Origin of the sequence: Streptomyces violascens, from assembly GCF_014649955.1 — a bacterium.
Classification (GTDB): Bacteria; Actinomycetota; Actinomycetes; order Streptomycetales; family Streptomycetaceae; genus Streptomyces; species Streptomyces violascens.
This window is the reverse complement of record NZ_BMUA01000039.1, coordinates 16,366-34,661: the sequence shown is the minus strand read 5'-3', so window position 1 is coordinate 34,661 and position 18,296 is coordinate 16,366. Positions and strand designations below refer to the sequence as shown.

At 71.7% G+C, this 18,296-nt stretch carries 16 protein-coding genes; 12 read left to right on the top strand and 4 right to left on the bottom strand.

Annotated features, from left to right (window positions below; all coding sequences use genetic code 11):
* Window positions 1-63 precede the first annotated feature (63 nt).
* Window positions 64-1,188 (top strand): DNA integrity scanning diadenylate cyclase DisA, encoded by a 1,125-nt coding sequence (gene disA, locus IE206_RS38555; protein ID WP_114041367.1) that lies wholly within the window; start codon window positions 64-66, stop codon window positions 1,186-1,188.
* Window positions 1,189-1,552: 364 nt separating this feature from the next.
* On the opposite strand, the gene IE206_RS38550 is transcribed toward disA, so the two are convergent.
* A complete protein-coding gene (locus IE206_RS38550) occupies window positions 1,553-2,386 on the bottom strand; it encodes a hypothetical protein (RefSeq protein ID WP_189970788.1) in 834 nt (277 codons plus the stop codon).
* Between the two features lie 165 nt (window positions 2,387-2,551).
* Here IE206_RS38550 and IE206_RS38545 point away from each other — a divergent pair, with 165 nt between their 5' ends.
* From IE206_RS38545 to IE206_RS38515, 7 genes are all read left to right on the top strand, one after another.
* Window positions 2,552-3,178, top strand: coding sequence for a phosphatase PAP2 family protein (locus IE206_RS38545; protein ID WP_189970786.1), 627 nt, complete (start codon window positions 2,552-2,554; stop codon window positions 3,176-3,178).
* A gap of 70 nt (window positions 3,179-3,248) precedes the next feature.
* The gene (locus IE206_RS38540; RefSeq protein WP_373301052.1) at window positions 3,249-4,172 is read left to right on the top strand and encodes an HhH-GPD family protein; all 924 of its coding nucleotides are present in this window, start codon (window positions 3,249-3,251) and stop codon (window positions 4,170-4,172) included.
* Window positions 4,173-4,402: 230 nt separating this feature from the next.
* The gene (locus tag IE206_RS38535; RefSeq protein ID WP_189970783.1) at window positions 4,403-4,960 is read left to right on the top strand and encodes a SigE family RNA polymerase sigma factor; all 558 of its coding nucleotides are present in this window, start codon (window positions 4,403-4,405) and stop codon (window positions 4,958-4,960) included.
* The gene (locus IE206_RS38530) at window positions 4,948-5,607 is read left to right on the top strand and encodes a hypothetical protein (protein WP_226599015.1); all 660 of its coding nucleotides are present in this window, start codon (window positions 4,948-4,950) and stop codon (window positions 5,605-5,607) included. The genes IE206_RS38535 and IE206_RS38530 overlap by 13 nt, the downstream gene beginning before the upstream one ends.
* Window positions 5,608-5,726: 119 nt before the next feature.
* Entirely contained in the window at window positions 5,727-6,431 is a 705-nt protein-coding gene (cseB, locus tag IE206_RS38525; protein WP_189970781.1) for a two-component system response regulator CseB, read from the top strand.
* Between the two features lie 7 nt (window positions 6,432-6,438).
* Window positions 6,439-7,770: a two-component system sensor histidine kinase CseC gene (cseC, locus tag IE206_RS38520; protein WP_189970779.1), complete on the top strand. Its 1,332-nt coding sequence runs from the start codon at window positions 6,439-6,441 to the stop codon at window positions 7,768-7,770.
* 129 nt (window positions 7,771-7,899) lie between these two features.
* Entirely contained in the window at window positions 7,900-9,045 is a 1,146-nt protein-coding gene (locus IE206_RS38515) for a low temperature requirement protein A (protein WP_189970777.1), read from the top strand.
* A gap of 73 nt (window positions 9,046-9,118) precedes the next feature.
* Here IE206_RS38515 and IE206_RS38510 read toward each other — a convergent pair whose 3' ends face one another.
* On the bottom strand, window positions 9,119-9,880 hold the full coding sequence (locus tag IE206_RS38510; protein ID WP_189970775.1) for a TetR/AcrR family transcriptional regulator: 762 nt from the start codon (window positions 9,878-9,880) through the stop codon (window positions 9,119-9,121).
* 89 nt (window positions 9,881-9,969) lie between these two features.
* On the opposite strand from IE206_RS38510, the gene IE206_RS38505 reads away from it, so the two are divergent.
* Window positions 9,970-11,100, top strand: coding sequence for an FAD-dependent oxidoreductase (locus IE206_RS38505; RefSeq protein ID WP_189970772.1), 1,131 nt, complete (start codon window positions 9,970-9,972; stop codon window positions 11,098-11,100).
* Window positions 11,101-11,229: 129 nt separating this feature from the next.
* On the opposite strand, the gene IE206_RS38500 is transcribed toward IE206_RS38505, so the two are convergent.
* A complete protein-coding gene (locus IE206_RS38500) occupies window positions 11,230-12,819 on the bottom strand; it encodes an MDR family MFS transporter (protein WP_189970770.1) in 1,590 nt (529 codons plus the stop codon).
* Between the two features lie 174 nt (window positions 12,820-12,993).
* Between IE206_RS38500 and IE206_RS38495 the strand changes: the two genes are divergently transcribed.
* Window positions 12,994-13,557 carry a TetR/AcrR family transcriptional regulator gene (locus IE206_RS38495; RefSeq protein ID WP_189970768.1) on the top strand — a complete coding sequence of 188 codons (564 nt, stop codon included), beginning with the start codon at window positions 12,994-12,996 and terminating at the stop codon, window positions 13,555-13,557.
* Window positions 13,558-13,570: 13 nt separating this feature from the next.
* On the opposite strand, the gene IE206_RS38490 is transcribed toward IE206_RS38495, so the two are convergent.
* Window positions 13,571-14,221, bottom strand: a complete 651-nt coding sequence (locus IE206_RS38490) for a M23 family metallopeptidase (RefSeq protein ID WP_189970765.1) — start codon at window positions 14,219-14,221, stop codon at window positions 13,571-13,573.
* A 463-nt stretch (window positions 14,222-14,684) separates the two neighbouring features.
* Here IE206_RS38490 and IE206_RS38485 point away from each other — a divergent pair, with 463 nt between their 5' ends.
* On the top strand, window positions 14,685-15,056 hold the full coding sequence (locus tag IE206_RS38485; protein WP_189970763.1) for a trypco2 family protein: 372 nt from the start codon (window positions 14,685-14,687) through the stop codon (window positions 15,054-15,056).
* The gene (locus IE206_RS38480) at window positions 15,053-18,286 is read left to right on the top strand and encodes an NACHT domain-containing protein (RefSeq protein WP_226599014.1); all 3,234 of its coding nucleotides are present in this window, start codon (window positions 15,053-15,055) and stop codon (window positions 18,284-18,286) included. Before IE206_RS38485 ends, IE206_RS38480 begins: the two co-directional genes overlap by 4 nt.
* Window positions 18,287-18,296: the final 10 nt, after the last annotated feature.

Below are 18,296 nucleotides of genomic sequence, written 5' to 3'. Positions count from 1 at the left end.
ACGAGCAGTACGCAAGCACCACGCGAGCAGTACGCGCCGTATGAGCAACACCGGAGGAGTGCAGTGGCAGCCAACGACCGGGCATCAGCACCCGGAAAGTCCGGCACAGGCTCCGGTAACGAAGCGCTGATGCGCGCCGCGCTGAGCGCCGTCGCGCCCGGCACCGCGCTCCGCGACGGCCTGGAGCGCATCCTGCGCGGCAACACGGGCGGTCTGATCGTGCTCGGCCTCGACAAGACCGTCGACTCGATGTGCACGGGCGGCTTCGTCCTGGACGTCGAGTTCGCCGCGACGCGGCTGCGCGAGCTGTGCAAGCTCGACGGCGCGCTGGTCCTCGACAAGGACATCACCAAGATCCACCGGGCCGGCGTGCAGCTGGTGCCGGACGCGGACATCCCCACCGAGGAGACCGGCACCCGCCACCGCACGGCGGACCGCGTCTCGAAGCAGTGCAACTTCCCGGTCGTCTCGGTCTCGCAGTCCATGCGCCTGATCGCGCTGTACGTGAACGGGGAGCGGCGGGTCCTGGAGGAGTCGGCGGCGATCCTGTCCCGCGCCAACCAGGCGCTGGCGACGCTTGAGCGGTACAAGCTCCGCCTGGACGAGGTGGCCGGCACCCTCTCCGCCCTGGAGATCGAGGACCTGGTGACGGTCCGGGACGTGACGGCGGTGGCCCAGCGTCTGGAGATGGTGCGCCGCATCGCGACGGAAATCGCCGAGTACGTGGTGGAGCTGGGCACGGACGGCCGCCTGCTGTCCCTGCAGCTGGACGAGCTGATCGCGGGCGTCGAGCCGGAGCGGGAGCTGGTCGTACGGGACTACGTGCCCGAGCCCACCGCCAAGCGCTCCCGCACGGTCGACGAGGCCCTGCGCGAGCTCAACGACCTCACGCATGCGGAGCTGCTCGAACTGCCCATAGTGGCAAGGGCGTTGGGCTACAGCGGCTCCCCCGAGACGCTGGACTCGGCGGTGTCCCCGCGGGGGTACCGCCTCCTCGCGAAGGTGCCGCGCCTGCCGGGCGCGATCATCGAGCGCCTGGTGGAGCACTTCGGGGGCCTGCAGAAACTGCTCGCCGCCTCGGTGGACGACCTCCAGACGGTCGACGGGGTCGGGGAGGCGCGGGCGCGGAGCGTGCGCGAGGGGCTGTCGCGGTTGGCGGAGTCTTCGATTCTGGAGCGGTACGTGTAGGTGGGGTCGGGAGGGCGTTTCCCCACCCGCCCGCCCTCGGGGTTGGATGGTTCGGCTCCCGGGGGCCGCGCCCCCAGACCCCCTGCGGGGACTTCGCCCCCTGCACCCCTCCCGGGGGGCTCCGCCCCCGGACCCCCGTTCGCGCCTCAAGGGCCAGGGGGACCTCATGACGGGCCGAAGATGCCGGCACCGGCCGTCAGCCCCTGCCGGATGCGCCCCTGTCAGGAGCAGCCCCGATCAGGGGCGCGGGGAACTGCGCGACCAGCCGCCCGCGGCCCGCAGGCGCACTCGCCCCCCACCCCCGGCGGGTTTCGGGAAGGGGCGGGGCGGGGGAATTCGACGGGTCTGGGGCAGAGCCTCGGGGTCAGTCCTGGGCCAGGGCGAAGGAGGCTCTGGCCACCGGGAGGCCCGGGAAGTGGGCCTCCACCAGGTACGTGCCCGGGGCCACCACCCCCGCCCCCGGCGTCACACACCCCGGCGCGGACTGCGTCCGGTTCCACTCCACGGTGTGGGTGATCGCCGAGCTCCCCGGCACCTGGAAGAAGACGTCCCCGTCACCCGCCGGGCAGTCCTCCGTGGACCACACCCGGTCGTTCCCGGTGGACGTCACCGTCACCACCGCCCCCTTCGGCCCCAGGTCCGCCTTGCACGTGGAGGCCGAGTTGTTCTTGACGACGACTTCGAGGCGCGGCTTCTCCCCCGGCGCGAACGTCGTCTTCGTGCTGCGCAGGGTCAGGGTCAGCGAGCCCGGCGCACAGGTCGGCAGGGCGGAGTCGGCCGGGACGCGGGTACCCGTGTCACCACTGCCGCCAGAACTCCCGCGACCAGAACCGGAGTTGGAGCCGCCCGCGCCGCCCGAGCCCGTACTCGTGCCGCCGGAGCCGGAGTTGGGCCCTCCCGAACCGCCCGAGCCGCCGGATGCGGAGGAGCCGCCCGAACCGCCCGAGCCACTCGACTCGTCGCGGCCGCCCGGTGCCGTGCTGATCGCGGGGCCGGAGCCCGAAGGGCCCGGGGTGATCGACTGCGTAGGGTTCGGGCCCCTGTTGCCGCTGCCGCTCTTGTTCCCCTTGCCGCCACCGGACGTGACGACCCATAGGAGGAGGAGCGCGAGCAGCGCGAGCAAGGACAGCGCAACTGCCCTCCGTCGCCAGTAGATGGAGGAGGGAAGCGGCCCGACCGGATTGCGCAGAGATCCCACGCACTGAACCTTACGAGAGATCGGGGGCAACTCCCGCCCCACCCGCCGCTACTCCGGCCAAGTTTTCCAGATCATCATTCCGGAAGCGATCGGTCCGCAGCGCGCGCGTCGCCTTGCGGTCGGCTCGTGGTCGCCCCCCATTCATGATTCATACTGTCCGTCACCATGGATAGTGAGCTCTACCGCAACATCACCGACTTCGCCCACGACATGCCGTCCTGGGTGCAGAGCTTCGTCGAGGTCTGGACGGAGCTCGGCCTGCTCCTGTTCGGCGTGCTGTTCGTCTGCGCCTGGTGGCGGGCCCGCCGCCGCGACACGACGTCGTTCGCCCTCGCCCTGCTCGCGCCCGTCGCGACGGCGGTCGCCTATGTGTGCAGCGAGGTGATCAAGTCGCTGGTCGACGAGGAACGGCCCTGCCGGGCGGTGGCGGGCGCGGCGACCTCGCTGATCGCCTGCCCCGCGGGCGGCGACTGGTCGTTCCCGTCCAACCACGCCACCATCGCGGGCGCCGCCGCCGTCGCGCTGGCCCTCGCTTGGTCCCGGATCTGGCTGCTCACCGTGCCGATGGCGCTCGCGATGGCCTTCTCGCGGGTCTTCGTCGGGGTGCACTATCCGCACGACGTGGCGGTCGGCCTGGTGCTCGGCACGCTGGTCGCGCTGCTCGTCGTCAAGGCGGCCACCCGGCCGGTGCGGTCGCTGGCCGAGTCGATGCGTACCAGCGACATCTCGGCGGTCGCCTGGTTCGCCGGACCCGGCGCACGCCTCCACGCACGGCAGCACGCGCGCCGCTGAGCGCCTTTGCGCGCCCACCTCGGGGGCCGGACATGCCAGGATCGGCTCTGCGATGAACATTCTGCCGACGATGCCGAACGTGCCCATGACCGAGAAGAACGCGACGAACCCGACGACCGAGCCCGCCGTCCTGCACGAATCCGTCATCGGATGGTTCGGCGAGCACGCCCGCGACCTGCCCTGGCGACGCCCCGAGGCGGGCGCCTGGGGCGTGATGGTCAGCGAGTTCATGCTCCAGCAGACCCCCGTCAGCCGGGTGCTCCCGGTGTACGAGCAGTGGCTGGCGCGCTGGCCGCGCCCGGCCGACCTGGCCGCCGAGGCGCCCGGCGAGGCGGTCCGCGCGTGGGGCCGCCTCGGCTATCCGCGCCGGGCGCTGCGGCTGCACGGCGCGGCCCTCGCCATAACGGAACGGCACGGCGGCGACGTACCGGCGGATCACGGGCAGCTGCTCTCGCTGCCCGGCATCGGCGAGTACACGGCGGCCGCCGTCGCCTCGTTCGCGTACGGGCAGCGGCACGCGGTCCTGGACACCAATGTGCGCCGGGTGTTCGCCCGCGCCGTCACGGGGGTCCAGTACCCGCCGACCGCGACCACCGCGGCCGAGCGGCGCCTGGCCCGCGCACTGCTGCCCGAGGACGAGGCCACCGCCGCCGAATGGGCGGCCGCCTCCATGGAGCTCGGCGCGCTGGTCTGCACGGCGAAGAACGAGACCTGCGTGCGCTGCCCGATCGCCGCGCAGTGCGCCTGGCGCCTTGCCGGAAAGCCCGCGCACGAGGGCCCCGCCCGGCGCGGCCAGACCTATGCGGGCACCGACCGTCAGGTACGCGGCCGGCTCCTCGCCGTACTGCGCGAGGCCACCGGCTCCGTACCGCAGTCGGCGCTCGACTCGGTGTGGCACGAGCCGGTGCAGCGGGCGCGGGCGCTCGACGGGCTGGTCGCGGACGGTCTCGTGGAGCCGCTCGAAAACGGCTGCTACCGGCTCCCCCAGTCCTGACTCGACCGGCCGGCACCGTCCTGCCCGACTGTGTCCGGAACGCCCGAAACAGCGGCGTTACCCCTGGAAAACGGCGGTAAACCTCGGCTGTTACACAACCGATGGCTCTCCGTGCGTCTGCCGACGGCTGCTCCGCACAGCCCCGTGACAAGTCCTCCGTAGGTTCATTCCGGTAAGCGACCAGCAGGACGAGCGGGACCAGCTCACGGGGACGACGGAGGCGGTTGGGTATGGCGCAGGGCGAGGTGCTTGAGTTCGAGGAGTACGTACGCACCCGGCAGGACGCGCTTCTTCGGAGTGCCCGACGGCTCGTCCCGGACCCCGTGGACGCGCAGGACCTGCTGCAGACCGCGCTGGCCCGCACCTACGGCCGCTGGGACGGCATCGCCGACAAGACGCTCGCCGACGCGTACCTCCGCCGGGTCATGATCAACACCCGGACCGAGTGGTGGCGGGCCCGCAAGCTCGAAGAGGTGCCCACCGAGCAGCTGCCCGACGCCCGCGTCGAGGACGGCTCCGAGCAGCGCGCCGACCGCGCCCTCCTCATGGACGTCCTGAAGGTCCTGGCCCCCAAGCAGCGCAGCGTCGTCGTGCTGCGACACTGGGAGCAGATGAGCACCGAGGAGACGGCCGCGGCCCTCGGCATGTCGGCCGGCACGGTCAAGAGCACGCTGCACCGGGCGCTGGCCCGGCTCCGCCAGGAGCTGGAGAGCCGCGAGCTGGACTTCCGTGCGCTGGAGCGCGGTTACACGGGCGACGTAAAGGGGCGGGAGCGGTGCGCGGCCTGAGCAGGCACAGCGGGGGCGCTTTGACGGCGGGGACCACGGCACTGGCCGGGCTCTCCGCCCTCGGGCTGCTCATGGCCGGCTGCTCCACCGGCGGCACCGGGACCCGGGACGAGGGCGTGGCCCCGAAGTCCGACAAGGTCGCCGCCACGCCGTCGCCGAGCGCGACCAGCCCGGCGCCGTTCACGAAGGTCGACCCGGTCAAGCTGCTCAAGGCCGACCCGAAGGTCAGCCCCCGGGTCAAGGCCCAGCTCAAGCCCTGCACCAAGGACGAGTACCCGATCGACGTGACCTACGGCCACCTGACCGGCACGACCGGCCAGGATGTCATTGTGAACGTCATGAACTGCGCGGACGCCGTCGGCCTCGGCGCGTATGTGTACCGCGCCTCGGGCAGCTCGTACGACAACGTCTTCACCGCCGAGGAGACGCCCGTGTACGCCGAGATCGACCGGGGCGACCTGGTGGTGACGCGGCAGATGTACGCGGCCGGCGACAAGCCGGCGTTCGCGTCCAGCGAGGTCGTCACGACCTACCGCTGGTCGGGCGGTGCGAGCGGTAGGTTCGCCCAGCAGGACCAGGTGGAGAACGACTACAGCAGGGCGGTCGCCGGCAACGAGTCCGCCGCCCCCGTGCCCGCCACCCCCTGACCCGCCCGCCCGGGTCGGCAAGCGGCGGCGCGGGCATGCCGCAGACTGGTACTGCACCCGGCCCCAGCACGACGGCCGGGCGACGGAAGAGACCGCCGGAGAACTGAGAGAGCAGCGCGATGGCCGAAACCCATGTTCTGTTCGTCGAGGACGACGACGTCATCCGTGAAGCCACCCAGCTCGCCCTGGAGCGGGACGGCTTCACCGTGACCGCCATGCCCGACGGGCTCTCCGGCCTGGAGGCGTTCCGCGCCGACCGGCCGGACATCGCCCTGCTCGACGTGATGCTGCCAGGCCTCGACGGCGTCAGCCTGTGCCGCCGGATCCGCGACGAGTCGACCGTGCCGGTCATCATGCTGTCCGCGCGCGCCGACTCCATCGACGTCGTCCTCGGCCTTGAGGCCGGCGCGGACGACTACGTCACCAAGCCCTTCGACGGCGCCGTCCTGGTCGCCCGGATCCGCGCGGTGCTGCGCCGCTTCGGGCACGCGGGCGGGCCCGGCGCCACCTCCGAGATTCCCGAGGAGGCGCCCGAGCGCGGGGTGCTCGCCTTCGGCGACATCGAGATCGACACCGAGGGCATGGAGGTCCGCAAGGGCGGCGAGACCGTCGCGCTGACCCCGACCGAGATGCGGCTGCTGCTCGAATTCTCCTCGGCGCCCGGCACCGTACTGTCCCGCGACAAGCTCCTGGAGCGGGTCTGGGACTACGGCTGGGGCGGCGACACCCGGGTCGTGGACGTCCACGTCCAGCGGCTTCGCACCAAGATCGGGCAGGACCGGATCGAGACCGTCCGTGGCTTCGGCTACAAGTTGAAGGCGTGATGGGCACGTGAGGCGCCCCGCCCTGCGGACCGGTGTCCGCTGGAAGATCAGTATCGCCATCACCGCGGTCGGCGCGCTCACCGTGATGGCGCTGAGCCTCGTCGTGCACAACGCGGCTCGCGTCTCCATGCTCGACAACGCCCGCGAAGTACAGATGGAGCGGCTCAACTTCGCGCAGAACTACTACGAGACCAGCAACAAGCGGGTCCGCTTCGGCACCAAGCTGAACGATCCCGCGCTGCCGCCCGCGCTGAAGTCCAAGGCCCTGCAGGGCCGCAAGGTGTCCTCGGTGCAGGAGCGCGGCAGCGGCCCGCCGGACATCTGGGCCGCCGTGCCCGTCGGCAACGGCGACGTGCTCTCGCTGCACTCCACCTTCACCGACCGCAGCTCCAACGTGATGGCCGACCTCGACCGCGCCCTGGTCATCGGCTCGGTCGCGGTCGTCTTCGGCGGCTGCGCGCTCGGCATCCTCATCGGCGGCCAGATCTCGCGCAGGCTCCGCAAGGCGGCCGACGCGGCGGGCAAGGTCGCCGAGGGCAACACGGAGGTACGGGTACGGGACGCCATCGGCGGTGTCGTACGCGACGAGACCGACGAGCTCGCCCGCGCCGTGGACGCGCTCACCGATGCGCTCCAGGAGCGCATCGAGGCCGAGCGCCGGGTCACCGCGGACATCGCGCACGAGCTGCGCACCCCGGTCACCGGGCTGCTCACCGCCGCCGAGCTCCTGCCGCCCGGCCGACCCACCGAGCTCGTGCGCAACCGGGCGCAGGCCATGCGCACGCTGGTCGAGGACGTCCTGGAGGTGGCCCGGCTCGACAGCGCCTCCGAGCGGGCCGAGCTGCAGGACATCGCGCTCGGCGAGTTCGTGAGCCGGCGGGTCGCGGTGTTCGACCCCGAGGTGAAGGTGCGCGTCGTCCACGAGTCGTGGGTCTCCACCGACCCGCGCCGTCTGGAACGCATCCTGGGCAACCTGCTCGGCAACGCCGCCAAGCACGGCGAGGGGCCGGTGGAGGTCACCGTCGAGGGCCGGGTCGTACGGGTCCGCGACCACGGGTCCGGTTTCCCCGAGGCGCTGCTCCGCGAGGGGCCGAGCCGGTTCCGTACGGGGTCGAGCGACCGGGCGGGCAACGGGCACGGGCTCGGCCTGACGATCGCCGCGGGCCAGGCCAAGGTGCTCGGCGCCCGGCTCACCTTCCGCAACGTCGCCCCCGAGGGCGCGCCGCACGCGCCGGGCACGGGCGGGGCGATCGCGGTGCTCTGGCTCCCCGAACACGCGCCGACGAACACGGGCAGCTTCCCGGTCCAGCCGCCGGCGAAGGACGAGCGGCAGGTGTAGCCCGAGCCCGCCGAAGGCGCATATGGGGGGCGTCAACGGCCAACAGTGGCAACACTGTTGACCATGCATGAGGGCTCACGTACTTCGCCGTCCGATTCCGTACCGATACCCGAGAGGGACCGGCCGGAGGTGTCCGAGCCGGCCGAGGCCGAGCGGCGGGCCACCTGGTTCGAGCTGTTCTGCGACCTCGTGTTCGTCGCGGCCGTCGGCCAGATCACCCGCCGCATCAGCTCCGAGCCGACACTCGGCTCGGTCGCGGCGGCCGCCGCCCTGTTCGTACCGCTGTGGTGGACGTGGGTGCTGTACGCGGTACGGGCCAACCGGGCGGACCGGGACGTCACTTCGCACCGGCTGCTCACCATGGCCGGGCTCGTGGCGGTGTGCGGGCTCGCGGTGTTCGTGGGCAGCGTGGGCACCTCCGACAGCGCGGACACCGGCTTCGCGCTGTCGTACCTCGGCGCACGGCTCGGTGTGGCGGCGCTGTACGCCCTTGAGGCCCGGCGGGACCGGCGGCTCGTTCCGCTGCTGCGTTCCTTCATGACCGGGTCGGCGTTCTCGGCGCTGTTCTGGGCGGGCGGGGCGCTGCTCGCGCCGGCGGGGGCGGCGCGGTACGGGATCTGGGCCGGCGGGATGGCGGTCGACCTGGCGATTCCGCTGCTCTCGGGCCGCCGGATCGCGCGAGCCCCGCACCACACCGAGCATCTGCGGGAACGCTTCGGTCTCTTCACGATCATCGTGCTCGGCGAGTCGGTCCTCGGCTTCACCAACGGGCTGATCCAGGCGCGGACGGCGGGCTCGGCGATGGTGACGGGAGCGGCCGCGTTCGCGCTGTGCGCCTGCCTGTGGTGGTCCTACTTCAGCGCGAGCGGGACCCGGCCGGGCGCGCACGCCGAACTCGCGGGCAATCCGCGCCTGTTGCACATCTACGTTCTGGGCCACCTGCCGGTGCAGCTCGGGCTCGCGGTGGCGGGGGGTGCGGTGGGCACGGCGGTCGTCGGCTCGGCCAGCCGCCTGACCACCGCGCTCGCCCTGTGCATCCTGGGCGGGGTGGCCCTGTTCCTGCTGTCCACGGCGGCGGTACGGGCGGCTTTCACGGGCGTACGTGATCCGGTGGTACTCCTCCGCCTGGCGGCGGCACTGCTGATCGCGGGGCTGGTCCCCTGGGCGGGCCGGGCGCCGGTCTCGGCGGTGCTTGCGGGGGCGGCTCTGCTGCTGGGCCTTTCGGTGGCGGCGGAGGCGCCGGGGCATCGGCGCCGGCTGGAGGAGGCGGGGTAGCGGGTTTCTCCGGGGCTCCGCCTCAGCCCGCGGCGCAGCTCGGCGTCAGCCGCTGCACCGGCGTCCTCGCTGTTCACGCCCGTGGCGGCGGGACCAGCCCGTCCAGCAGCAAGGTGAGGGTGAACGTGAACCGGTCGTGTCCCGTGCCCGCGGTGAGCTCCCTCGCGTGGGCGACGGTATGGGGGAACTGCTCGGGCGGGAGCATCCGGAGCCGCTCCTCGATCTCGGCGGGGTCGATCGCCCGGCCGTCGGCGTCCTCGCTCTGCCGCCGGGCCGCGGATGCCTCCAGGCAGTAGCCCGTGGTGTAGAGGAACGCCGCGTCGCTGGTCCAGGCCGCCTGCCGGGCGGGCGCGCCACTGGCGAGCAGGATCGCGAGCATCCCCTCGCCGACCCTCAGGGTGGCCAGATCGGCGGGCACCACGGCGAGGGCGGCCTGCGCGATGCCGGGGTAGCGCAGGAACTGATCGCGCAGCTGGGCGCACACGTCCATGAACTGGTCCCGCCAGCGTGCGGGGTCCGGCTCGGGGAGAGCGACCTGGGAGCACAGCCTGCCGATGAGCAGGTCGCCGAGCTCGGCCCGGTTGCGCACGTGCGCGTACAGCGACGCGGGGCCGGTCCCGAGGCTCGTCGCGACCGTGCGCATCGTCAGGTCCTCGAAGCCGCCCGCCTCGACGGCCTGGAGCGCGGCGTCGATGATGCGCTCCACCGTGATGGGGGCCTTCTCCCGGCCGGATGCCCGGCGCGCGCCGGGTTCCGGGGCGGCGTCCTTGGCCGAGATCAGCGCCGCCCACTGGTCCCGGGAGATTGCGTCACGCGCTGCTCGTCGTCCTGCCACGACGCCACTCTACCCATTGACGAACAATGATCGTCGATAGAACAATGTTCGTTGCTCGGAGAAGGTGAACCGACTCGACAGGAATCACCATGACGACCTCGGTCTCGATCATCGGCGCCGGTCTCGGCGGGCTCACGCTCGCCCGGATCCTGCACCTCCACGACATCCCCGCCACCGTCTACGAGGCGGAGGAGTCCGCGGGCGTCCGCACCCAGGGAGGGCAGCTCGACCTCCACGAGGAGGACGGCCGGCTCGCCCTGGAGATGGCCGGGCTCACCGAGGAGTACCGCTCGGTCATCCACCGGGGCGGCGGGGCACGGCGCGTCGTCGACGAACAGGGGCGCGTGGTCGTCGACCGGCCGGACGACGGCTCCCGGCCCGAAACACTGCGCGGCGACATCCGCCGGATCCTGCTCGAAGCACTGCCGCCCGGCACGGTGCGCTGGGGCAAGAAGCTCGTCTCGGCAGCCCCCGTCGGAGGCGGGCGGCACCGGGTGTCGTTCGCGGACGGCTCGTCGGCCGTGTCCGACGTCCTCGTGGGCGCCGACGGGGTCTGGTCCAAGGTCCGGCCGCTCCTGTCGGACGAGCGGCCGGTGTACTCGGGCATGAGCTACGTCGACACCTACCTCCACGACGTCGACACGGCCCACCCGCGCGTGGCCGGCCTCGTCGGGAACGGCGCCCTGTACGCGCTGGTCCCGGGCAAGGGATTCCTCGCCCACCGCGAGGCCGGTGCCGTCGTCCACACCTACGTCGTGCTGCACCGCCCGGTGGAGTGGTTCGACGCGATCGACTTCACCGACGCCCCGACGGCGAGGGCACGGGTGGCGGCCGAGTTCGACGGCTGGGCACCGGAACTGCTGGCCCTGATCACCGACGGCGAGTCCGCACCCGTCCTGCGCAGCATCTACGAGCTGCCGGACGACCACCGCTGGGACCGGGTCCCCGGCGTCACGCTCCTCGGCGACGCGGCACACGCGACCGTCCCCGGAGGCGACGGAGCCAATCTCGCGATGCTCGACGGGGCCGAACTCGGTACGGCGATCGCGGCCCACCCCGACGACATCGAGCGGGCCCTCGCCGACTACGAGAGCCACATGTTCCCCCGGAGCCGGAAGGCGGCCGCCGCCGCCCACGACACCATCGACTTCGTCTTCGGCGCCGGCGCCCCCGCCGGGGTCATCAGCCTGTTCGCGGGAGACGAGGGCCCCTCCGCCTGAGCCCGCACGAAAAACGCTTCCCCACCCCGCCGCACGGGCGGAGGGTGGGAAAGCGCGTCGGGGTCCGGGGCGGAGCCCCGGGGTGCGAGCCCAGCCGATCCGACGGCAGGGCCTCAGGGCGGGGAGGCCCTAGGCGACCGGCTCCGAGAGGGCCGCCGCGTCCGCCGGGGCGGACTTCTCCGGCGACGGGGCCGGAGCGGAGCCCCGCAGCGGGACTTCCTTCACGAAGAAGGCCGCCACGAACATGGCCACCGCGATGATCGAACCGACCAGGAACGTTCCATGCGTACCGGAGGAAACCGCGTACTGGTACGCCTCACGCACCGGAGCCTGCAGCTTCGCCAGGGCCGACGCGTCCAGCTGGGCGGAGGCGAGCTTGCCCGCGCCCGGGCCGAGACGGTGGGCCATCTCGTCGCCCACCCGGTTGGTGAAGATCGCGCCCATGATCGAGACGCCGAAGGACGAGCCGAGCGTACGGAAGAGGGTCGTGGAGGACGAGGCGACGCCCATGTCCTTCATCTCGACGCTGTTCTGCGCGACCAGCATCGTGATCTGCATCAGGAAGCCCATGCCCGCGCCGAGCACCGCCATGTAGACCCCGGACATGAACCGGGTCGTGGTGGTGTCCATCGTGGAGAGCAGGAACAGGCCGACCACGACCAGCGCGCCGCCCAGGATCGGGAAGATCTTGTACTTGCCGCTGTTGGTGGTGACCCGCCCGGCGATCAGCGAGACGACCATCATCGAGAGCAGCATCGGAAGCAGCAGCAGGCCGGAGTTGGTGGCCGAGGCGCCCTGCACGGACTGCTGGAACAGCGGCAGGAACAGCATCGCGCCGAACATCACGAAGCCGGTGAGGAAGCCGATCCCGGACATCAGCGAGAAGTTGCGGTTGCGGAAGATGTGCAGCGGCACGATCGGCTCGGCGGCCTTCGTCTCGACGAAGAGGAAGCCGACGATCGAGGCCACGCCGAGGGCGATGAGCTCCATGATGATCGCGGAGCCCCAGGCGTACTGCGAGCCGCCCCACGTGGTGACCAGGACGATCGAGGTGATGCCGACGGTCAGCAGAATCGTGCCGAGGTAGTCGATCCGCCCGCGCGCCCGCTTCTTGGGCAGGTGCAGTACGGCGGTGACCATGGCGAGCGCGACCGCGCCGAGGGGGATGTTGATGTAGAACGTCCAGCGCCAGCCGAGGTGGTCGGTGATGGCGCCGCCGACCAGCGGGCCGCCGATCATCGCGAGCGCCATGACGCCGGCCATCATGCCCTGGTACTTGCCGCGGTCCCGGGGCGGAATCAGGTCACCGATGATCGCCATGACGCCGACCATCAGGCCGCCCGCGCCGAGGCCCTGGATCGCGCGGAAGCCGATGAGCTGGGACATGTCCTGCGCCATGCCGCTGAGCGCGGAGCCGATCAGGAAGATCACGATGGAGGTGAGGAAGGCGCCCTTGCGCCCGTACATGTCGCCGAGCTTGCCCCAGATCGGCGTGGAGGCGGCGGTGGCCAGGGTGTACGCGGTCACCACCCAGGAAAGGTGCTCAAGTCCCCCGAGCTCGCCCACGATCGTCGGCATCGCCGTGTTCACGATCATGTTGTCGAGCATCGCGAGCAGCATCGCGATCATGAGCGCGAGCAGCACGACCCGTACGCTGCGCGGCTGCGGCGCTTCGGACACCCCCGCCTCTGTCGCCGTCTCTTCAGGTATCCCCGCCATCGTCCCCAACTCCCTGGCCTTCTTGCCCTGTGTTCACCGAGGCACTTACTTGTCGCCCGGCTAGTTACCACTACACTGGGGAAGGTAGACCCCAACTTGCCGGGCGTCAAGCAAGTAAATGGCAAACGGCACGGCCGCCGGGGGACGGCGGCCGTACGCATTCGGGAGAGCGGCATGGCCAGAGGAAACACCCGCCAGCGGATCCAGGACGTTGCCCTGGAGCTCTTCGGTGAGCAGGGGTACGAGAAGACCTCGCTGCGCGAGATCGCCGAGCGGCTCGATGTGACGAAGGCCGCGCTCTACTACCACTTCAAGACCAAGGAAGACATCATCATCAGCCTCTTCCAGGACCTCACCAGGCCCATGGACGAGGTGATCGAGTGGGGCCGCACGCAGCCGAAGACGCTGGACGTGAAGCTGGAGATCCTGCGCCGCTACAGCGAGGCCCTCATCGGGGCCGAGCCGCTGTTCCGGTTCATGCAGGAGAACCAGGCGACCATGCGCGAGCTGAGCATCGGCGAGATGTTCAAAGAGCGGATGCACGCGATGGTCGACCTGCTGAAGGACCCGGACTCCGCGATGTCCGACCGCATCCGTTGCTTCACGGCGCTGTTCTCGATGCATGCCGGGATGTTCGTCCTCAAAGACATGGAAGGCGACCCCGAGGAGAAGCGCACCAGCATCCTCGAAGTCGCCAATGACCTGGTCGTCCAGGCCCACCACAACACGCGCGGATAACGCGGACAAGCGGTCAGACGGTCAGGCCCACGGTCTTCAGGAAGGCGACCGGGTTGATCGCCGAGCCGTAGTTCGGCGTCTTGCGGATCTCGAAGTGCAGGTGCGGGCCGCTGGAGTTGCCCGTGCTGCCGGACAGCGCGATGCGCTCGCCGGTGGCCACGCCCTGGCCGATGCGCACGTTGATCTGGGACAGGTGGGCGTACTGCGAGTACGCGCCGTTCGCGTGCTTGATCACTATCGCGTTGCCGTACGCGGGGCCGTCACCGGCGCCGACCGGGCCGGCCTTGACGACGGTTCCGGCGTGCGCGGCGGAGACGGGCGTGCCGCTGGGCACCGCGAAGTCCTGCCCCGAGTGCTTGCTCGCCCACATCGAACCGCCCAGGCCGAAGCTCGCGCTCAGCGTGTAGCGCGCGACCGGGTGCACCCAGGAGGCGGCCTTGGCCTGCTTCGCCGCGGCCGCCTTCGCCTGCGCCTTGGCCTGGCCGGCGACCGCGTTCGTGGTGGCGGAGGCGGGCGCGAGCGGAGCGGCCTTCACCTCGTCGGCGACCGCGACACCCGTACCGAGGAGGGCGGCGCCGCCCATCGCGGCGACGGCGGTCACGGCCGCGGCGCGCAGACGGAACGCGGACGGGCGGGCGGGCTTGAACGGGGTGCGCTGGGGCATGCGGGAGCTCTTCCGTACGACGACAGGGGCGGCCGCCGAACGAGTTCGGCCGGCAAGCGAGAACCCGGCACGCAGAACGGCACACCGGGTCGCCCCACCTTGGTAACCCGAACTCCCATCCCCACCCAAAACGCCCATCTACTAACGAAAGCCGTATCGATCACGCCGGGAATACTCGAAATCCCCGCCCAATACCCCCTAAGCCCCGTAGTACCCCCCAAACCCCCTGTGCGCCTTATCACCGCCACCGGGCCATAGGCCCTTCCCTTGAGGGGACCAAGGCCCCGCCTGCCGCAACGCGGCATGCGCTCGGCCCGGTTACGGCTTTCATGCCCAGGACGCTGATGCTAGGTACATTAGGCAGCAACCTAATGCCCCAAGCCAGCCTAGCCGTACGCGCACGACCCTGTCCCAACTCCCTTCCACAGAGCCAGAATTGGGGCGAGGCGAGGGGGTCGCGGGCATGGCCGACGACAGGCATACCGACAGCAGACACGAAGACGACACGCACGCGTTCGGCGGGATCGAGCTGGCCGACGCCATCGAGTCCGTACGCGATCAGCTCACCGAGGCCGCCGCCCGGGCCACCGGGCAGCCGCTGGTGTTCGAACTCGGCGACATCCAGATGGAGTTCACGCTCGAACTCCGCAGGGAGCTCAAGGGCGGCCTCAAGGTCCGGGCCTGGGTGGTGGACGCGGGCGCCGACGCCGGGCGCAGTACGGGACGTACGCACAAGGTGTCGTTCACCCTGAAGCCGCACGCCGCGGCCGACGGCTCCGCCTGGAAGGTCGGCAACGACCGGCCCGGTGGCGGCTTCGGGACCGGGCCGCGGTGAGCACGTCACTGCCCACGACCGCCGACCGGGTCGTGGCCGTGCTGTCCGACGGGCGCCAGGGCAGCGGGGTCATCGTGTCCCCCTGGCTGGTGCTGACCTGTGCGCACAACCTGGCGGGCGCCCCGCCGGTCCGGCTCGCCCACCCCTCCATCGGCGAGGTCACCGGTCAGGTGCTGTGGCAGGACGCCCAGTTGGATGCGGCTTTGATCTACAGCGACGAGGAACTGCTTCCCGGTCTGCTGCGGCTCGGCACCGTGGACACCGCGCAGTCGCTGCCCGGCTGCGAGATCATCGGCTTCCCCGACATCCAGCGCTACGGGGCGGACCACCACCTCGACTACGACCAGTTCGTCGGCACCGTCCTGCCGGTCGCGGGCAGTCTGCGCGACGACCTGGTCTGCGAGCTGCACCGGCCCCCGGCCAGTGAGCGCGCGGACGGCAGCTCGCCGCTCGCGGGCCTGTCGGGCGCGCCGCTGTTCGCGGCGGCGACCCTGCTCGGCCTGGTCAAGGAGATCCCGCGGGGGCGCGGCCACCGCCGGGTGGTGTGCGTGCCGCTGCGGGGCGTCTTCGCCTCGGAGGGATTCCGCGCCGCGTTCGCGACGCTGACCGCGGTGACCAGCCTCGAACTGGTCACCGGCGTACCCCCGGAGGACCAGCGCTACGAGCACGAGTACGCGGAGGCCATCGGCGCCTCGTACCGCAAGACGAAGATCTTCGGCCTGGACGAGCTGAACAAGCGGGACTCCGAGTGGGACCTCGACACCGCCTACCTCAGCCTGGAGGCCAGGCCCAAGGCGACCGAGCCGCCGCAGGCGGGCCGCCCGCTGATGGACAGCGCGCCGCAGCGCATCGACGCCCTGCTCGCCTCCCGGCCCCGGGTCCTCATCAGGGGCGAGGCGGGCGCCGGCAAGACCACCCTGGTGTGGTGGCTCGCGGCGCACGCGGCGGCCGGGCGGCTCGGCCCGGGGCTCGCGGACCTCAACGCGCTCGTCCCGTTCGTGGTGCCGCTGCGCACCCTGCGCGCCCAGGGCGCGACCTTCCCGCTGCCCGCCCAACTCCCCACCGCGGCACGCCTGGTGGTGGACGCGGCGCCCGAGGGCTGGGCCGGGCGCGTCCTGAAGACCGGGCAGGCGCTGCTCCTGGTGGACGGCCTCGACGAGGTCCCCCAGGAGGACCGCGAGGAGGCGCACCGCTGGCTCGCGGCGCTCCTCGACCGCTATCCGCGCACCCGCTGCGTGGTCACGGTGCGGCCGATGGCGGTCGAGCCGGACTGGCTGAAGTACGCGGGCTTCGAGGAGCTCAGGCTGCTCCCGATGAACGACGAGGACATCACCGCGTTCATCGCCGCCTGGCACCGCGCGGCCCGGCTCGACAGCGGCCCGCACGAGGACCTGGACGAGCTGGAGCGCGACCTGTCCGAGCAGTTCAAGCAGAACAGCACCCTGCGGGGCCTCGCCCGTACTCCCCTGCTCTGCGCGGTGATCTGCGCCCTGCACCGGCTGCGTCAGGGATTCCTGCCCGACACCCGCTGGAAGCTGTACGAGGCGGCGTTACGGATGCTCCTCGGCAACCGGGACCAGCAGAGGAAGGTGGAGGCGCCCGAGGGCATCCAGATCAGCGCCGACGAGTGCACCGAGCTGCTCCAGCGGATCGCGGTGTGGCTGGTGCGCGAGGGCCAGTCGGAGTTCTCCCGCGACCAGGCGCTGCGTCAGCTCAAGCGGGCCCTGTCGGGCATGGAGAACGTACGCGGCCAGGGCACCCCCGAAGACGTACTGCGGCATCTGCTCAACCGCAGCGGGCTGCTCCAGGAACGCGCCGACGACGTCTTCCAGTTCACCCACCGCACCTTCCAGGACTTCCTGGCAGCGAAAGAATTCGTGGAGGACGGCCACCTGGGCGAACTCCTGCGGCACGCCTCCGAGGAGCAGCAGTGGCAGGACGTGATCCTGCTCGCCGCCGGGCACTGCGGCCGCCGCGACCGGCCGGTCCTCATCAACGGCCTGCTCGACGCGGGCTCCCGCCGGCACAGCCACCAGGACAAGGCCAAGATCCACGTACTGGCGGCCCGGTGCGCCCAGCACGCCGCCTACCTCGACGAGACGACCGCCCGCCGGGTCCGCGAGCACATCGGCGCGCTGCTCCCGCCCCGCGACCTGGAGACCGTTACGCTTCTCGCCCGGCTCGGCCCGACCGTCCTCACCCATTTACCGTCCCCGGACGACACACCCCCCGAAGCGCTGGCGAACGTCGTCGGGCTCATCAACCGGGTCGGCAACGCCGAGTCCATCGAGCACGCCCGCGCCTGGTCCGCGGCCCACCCGGACGCCGTCGACCTGTTCGCCACCGAGTGGTCGCGCTACCCGGCCGAGCGGTACGCCCGCGAAGTCCTCGCCCACCTCGACCTGCGCGAGGCCCGGCTGCACGTGGAGACCCGCTGGCAGCTCGCCCAGCTCCCGCACGTCCCCGAGGCCCGCCGACTGTGGATCACCGTGCCGCCCGACCTCACCGCGGACGAGCTGCACACGGCGCTGCGTGGCCGCAAGGTCGCGGCCCTGCGCCTGAACGGCTGCGAGAGCCTCACCGACCTGGCGTTCCTGCGGGACAGTGCGGAGCGTCTCGAAGACCTGGAGGTGCTGCGGGGTTCGGGCCTGCGCGACCTCACCCAGCTCGCCCGGCTGCCCAGGCTGACCTCGCTCGGGCTGCTCGACGTGTCCGCCCAGGAGGTCGATCTGTCCCCGCTCGGCGAGCTCCCCGCGCTGCGCACCCTGCTGTTCGGCAGCAGCACCGACCTGCACCTGGCCCAGCTGCCGGTCCTCGGCGGCGTCACCACCCTGCATCTGGAGGCCGACCAGGTCGCCGGCTTCGACGCCCTGAGCCGCTGGCCCGCCCTCAGCTACCTGGAGCTCGCCCCCTCCTCCTCGGCCACCACCCGGCGACTGCTGGCGTACGTACGCGGGCGGCCCGGCATCACCCGGCTCGGCGTCGCGCTCAGCTCGGTGGCAGCCCTCGCCGGGGTGGCGCCGCTGCCGAGCGTGCGCCACCTCGACCTGTGGCTCGCCAACTCCGACGGCGACCTCGGCGCGGTCCTCGCGGTGTTCCCCGCACTGACGACGGTGGACCTCGCGGTGGGCACCGTCCAGGCGGGCTCCTGGAACCCGGCCGCCCTGCTGCGCCGCCCCGGCCTGACGGTCACCGTCAACGGCGGCCCGCCCCCGCCCGAACTCCCTTGACCGATCAGGC

What these genes read in the sequence shown, in the direction of transcription:
- IE206_RS38545 (WP_189970786.1), top strand. Translation starts at nt 2,552, where the DNA reads ATGGATAGTGAGCTCTACCGCAACATCACCGACTTCGCCCACGACATG.
- IE206_RS38540 (WP_373301052.1), top strand. Translation starts at nt 3,249, where the DNA reads ATGCCGAACGTGCCCATGACCGAGAAGAACGCGACGAACCCGACGACC.
- IE206_RS38535 (WP_189970783.1), top strand. Translation starts at nt 4,403, where the DNA reads ATGGCGCAGGGCGAGGTGCTTGAGTTCGAGGAGTACGTACGCACCCGG.
- cseB (WP_189970781.1), top strand. Translation starts at nt 5,727, where the DNA reads ATGGCCGAAACCCATGTTCTGTTCGTCGAGGACGACGACGTCATCCGT.
- IE206_RS38505 (WP_189970772.1), top strand. Translation starts at nt 9,970, where the DNA reads ATGACGACCTCGGTCTCGATCATCGGCGCCGGTCTCGGCGGGCTCACG.
- IE206_RS38500 (WP_189970770.1), bottom strand. Translation starts at nt 12,819, where the DNA reads ATGGCGGGGATACCTGAAGAGACGGCGACAGAGGCGGGGGTGTCCGAA.
- IE206_RS38495 (WP_189970768.1), top strand. Translation starts at nt 12,994, where the DNA reads ATGGCCAGAGGAAACACCCGCCAGCGGATCCAGGACGTTGCCCTGGAG.
- IE206_RS38490 (WP_189970765.1), bottom strand. Translation starts at nt 14,221, where the DNA reads ATGCCCCAGCGCACCCCGTTCAAGCCCGCCCGCCCGTCCGCGTTCCGT.
- IE206_RS38485 (WP_189970763.1), top strand. Translation starts at nt 14,685, where the DNA reads ATGGCCGACGACAGGCATACCGACAGCAGACACGAAGACGACACGCAC.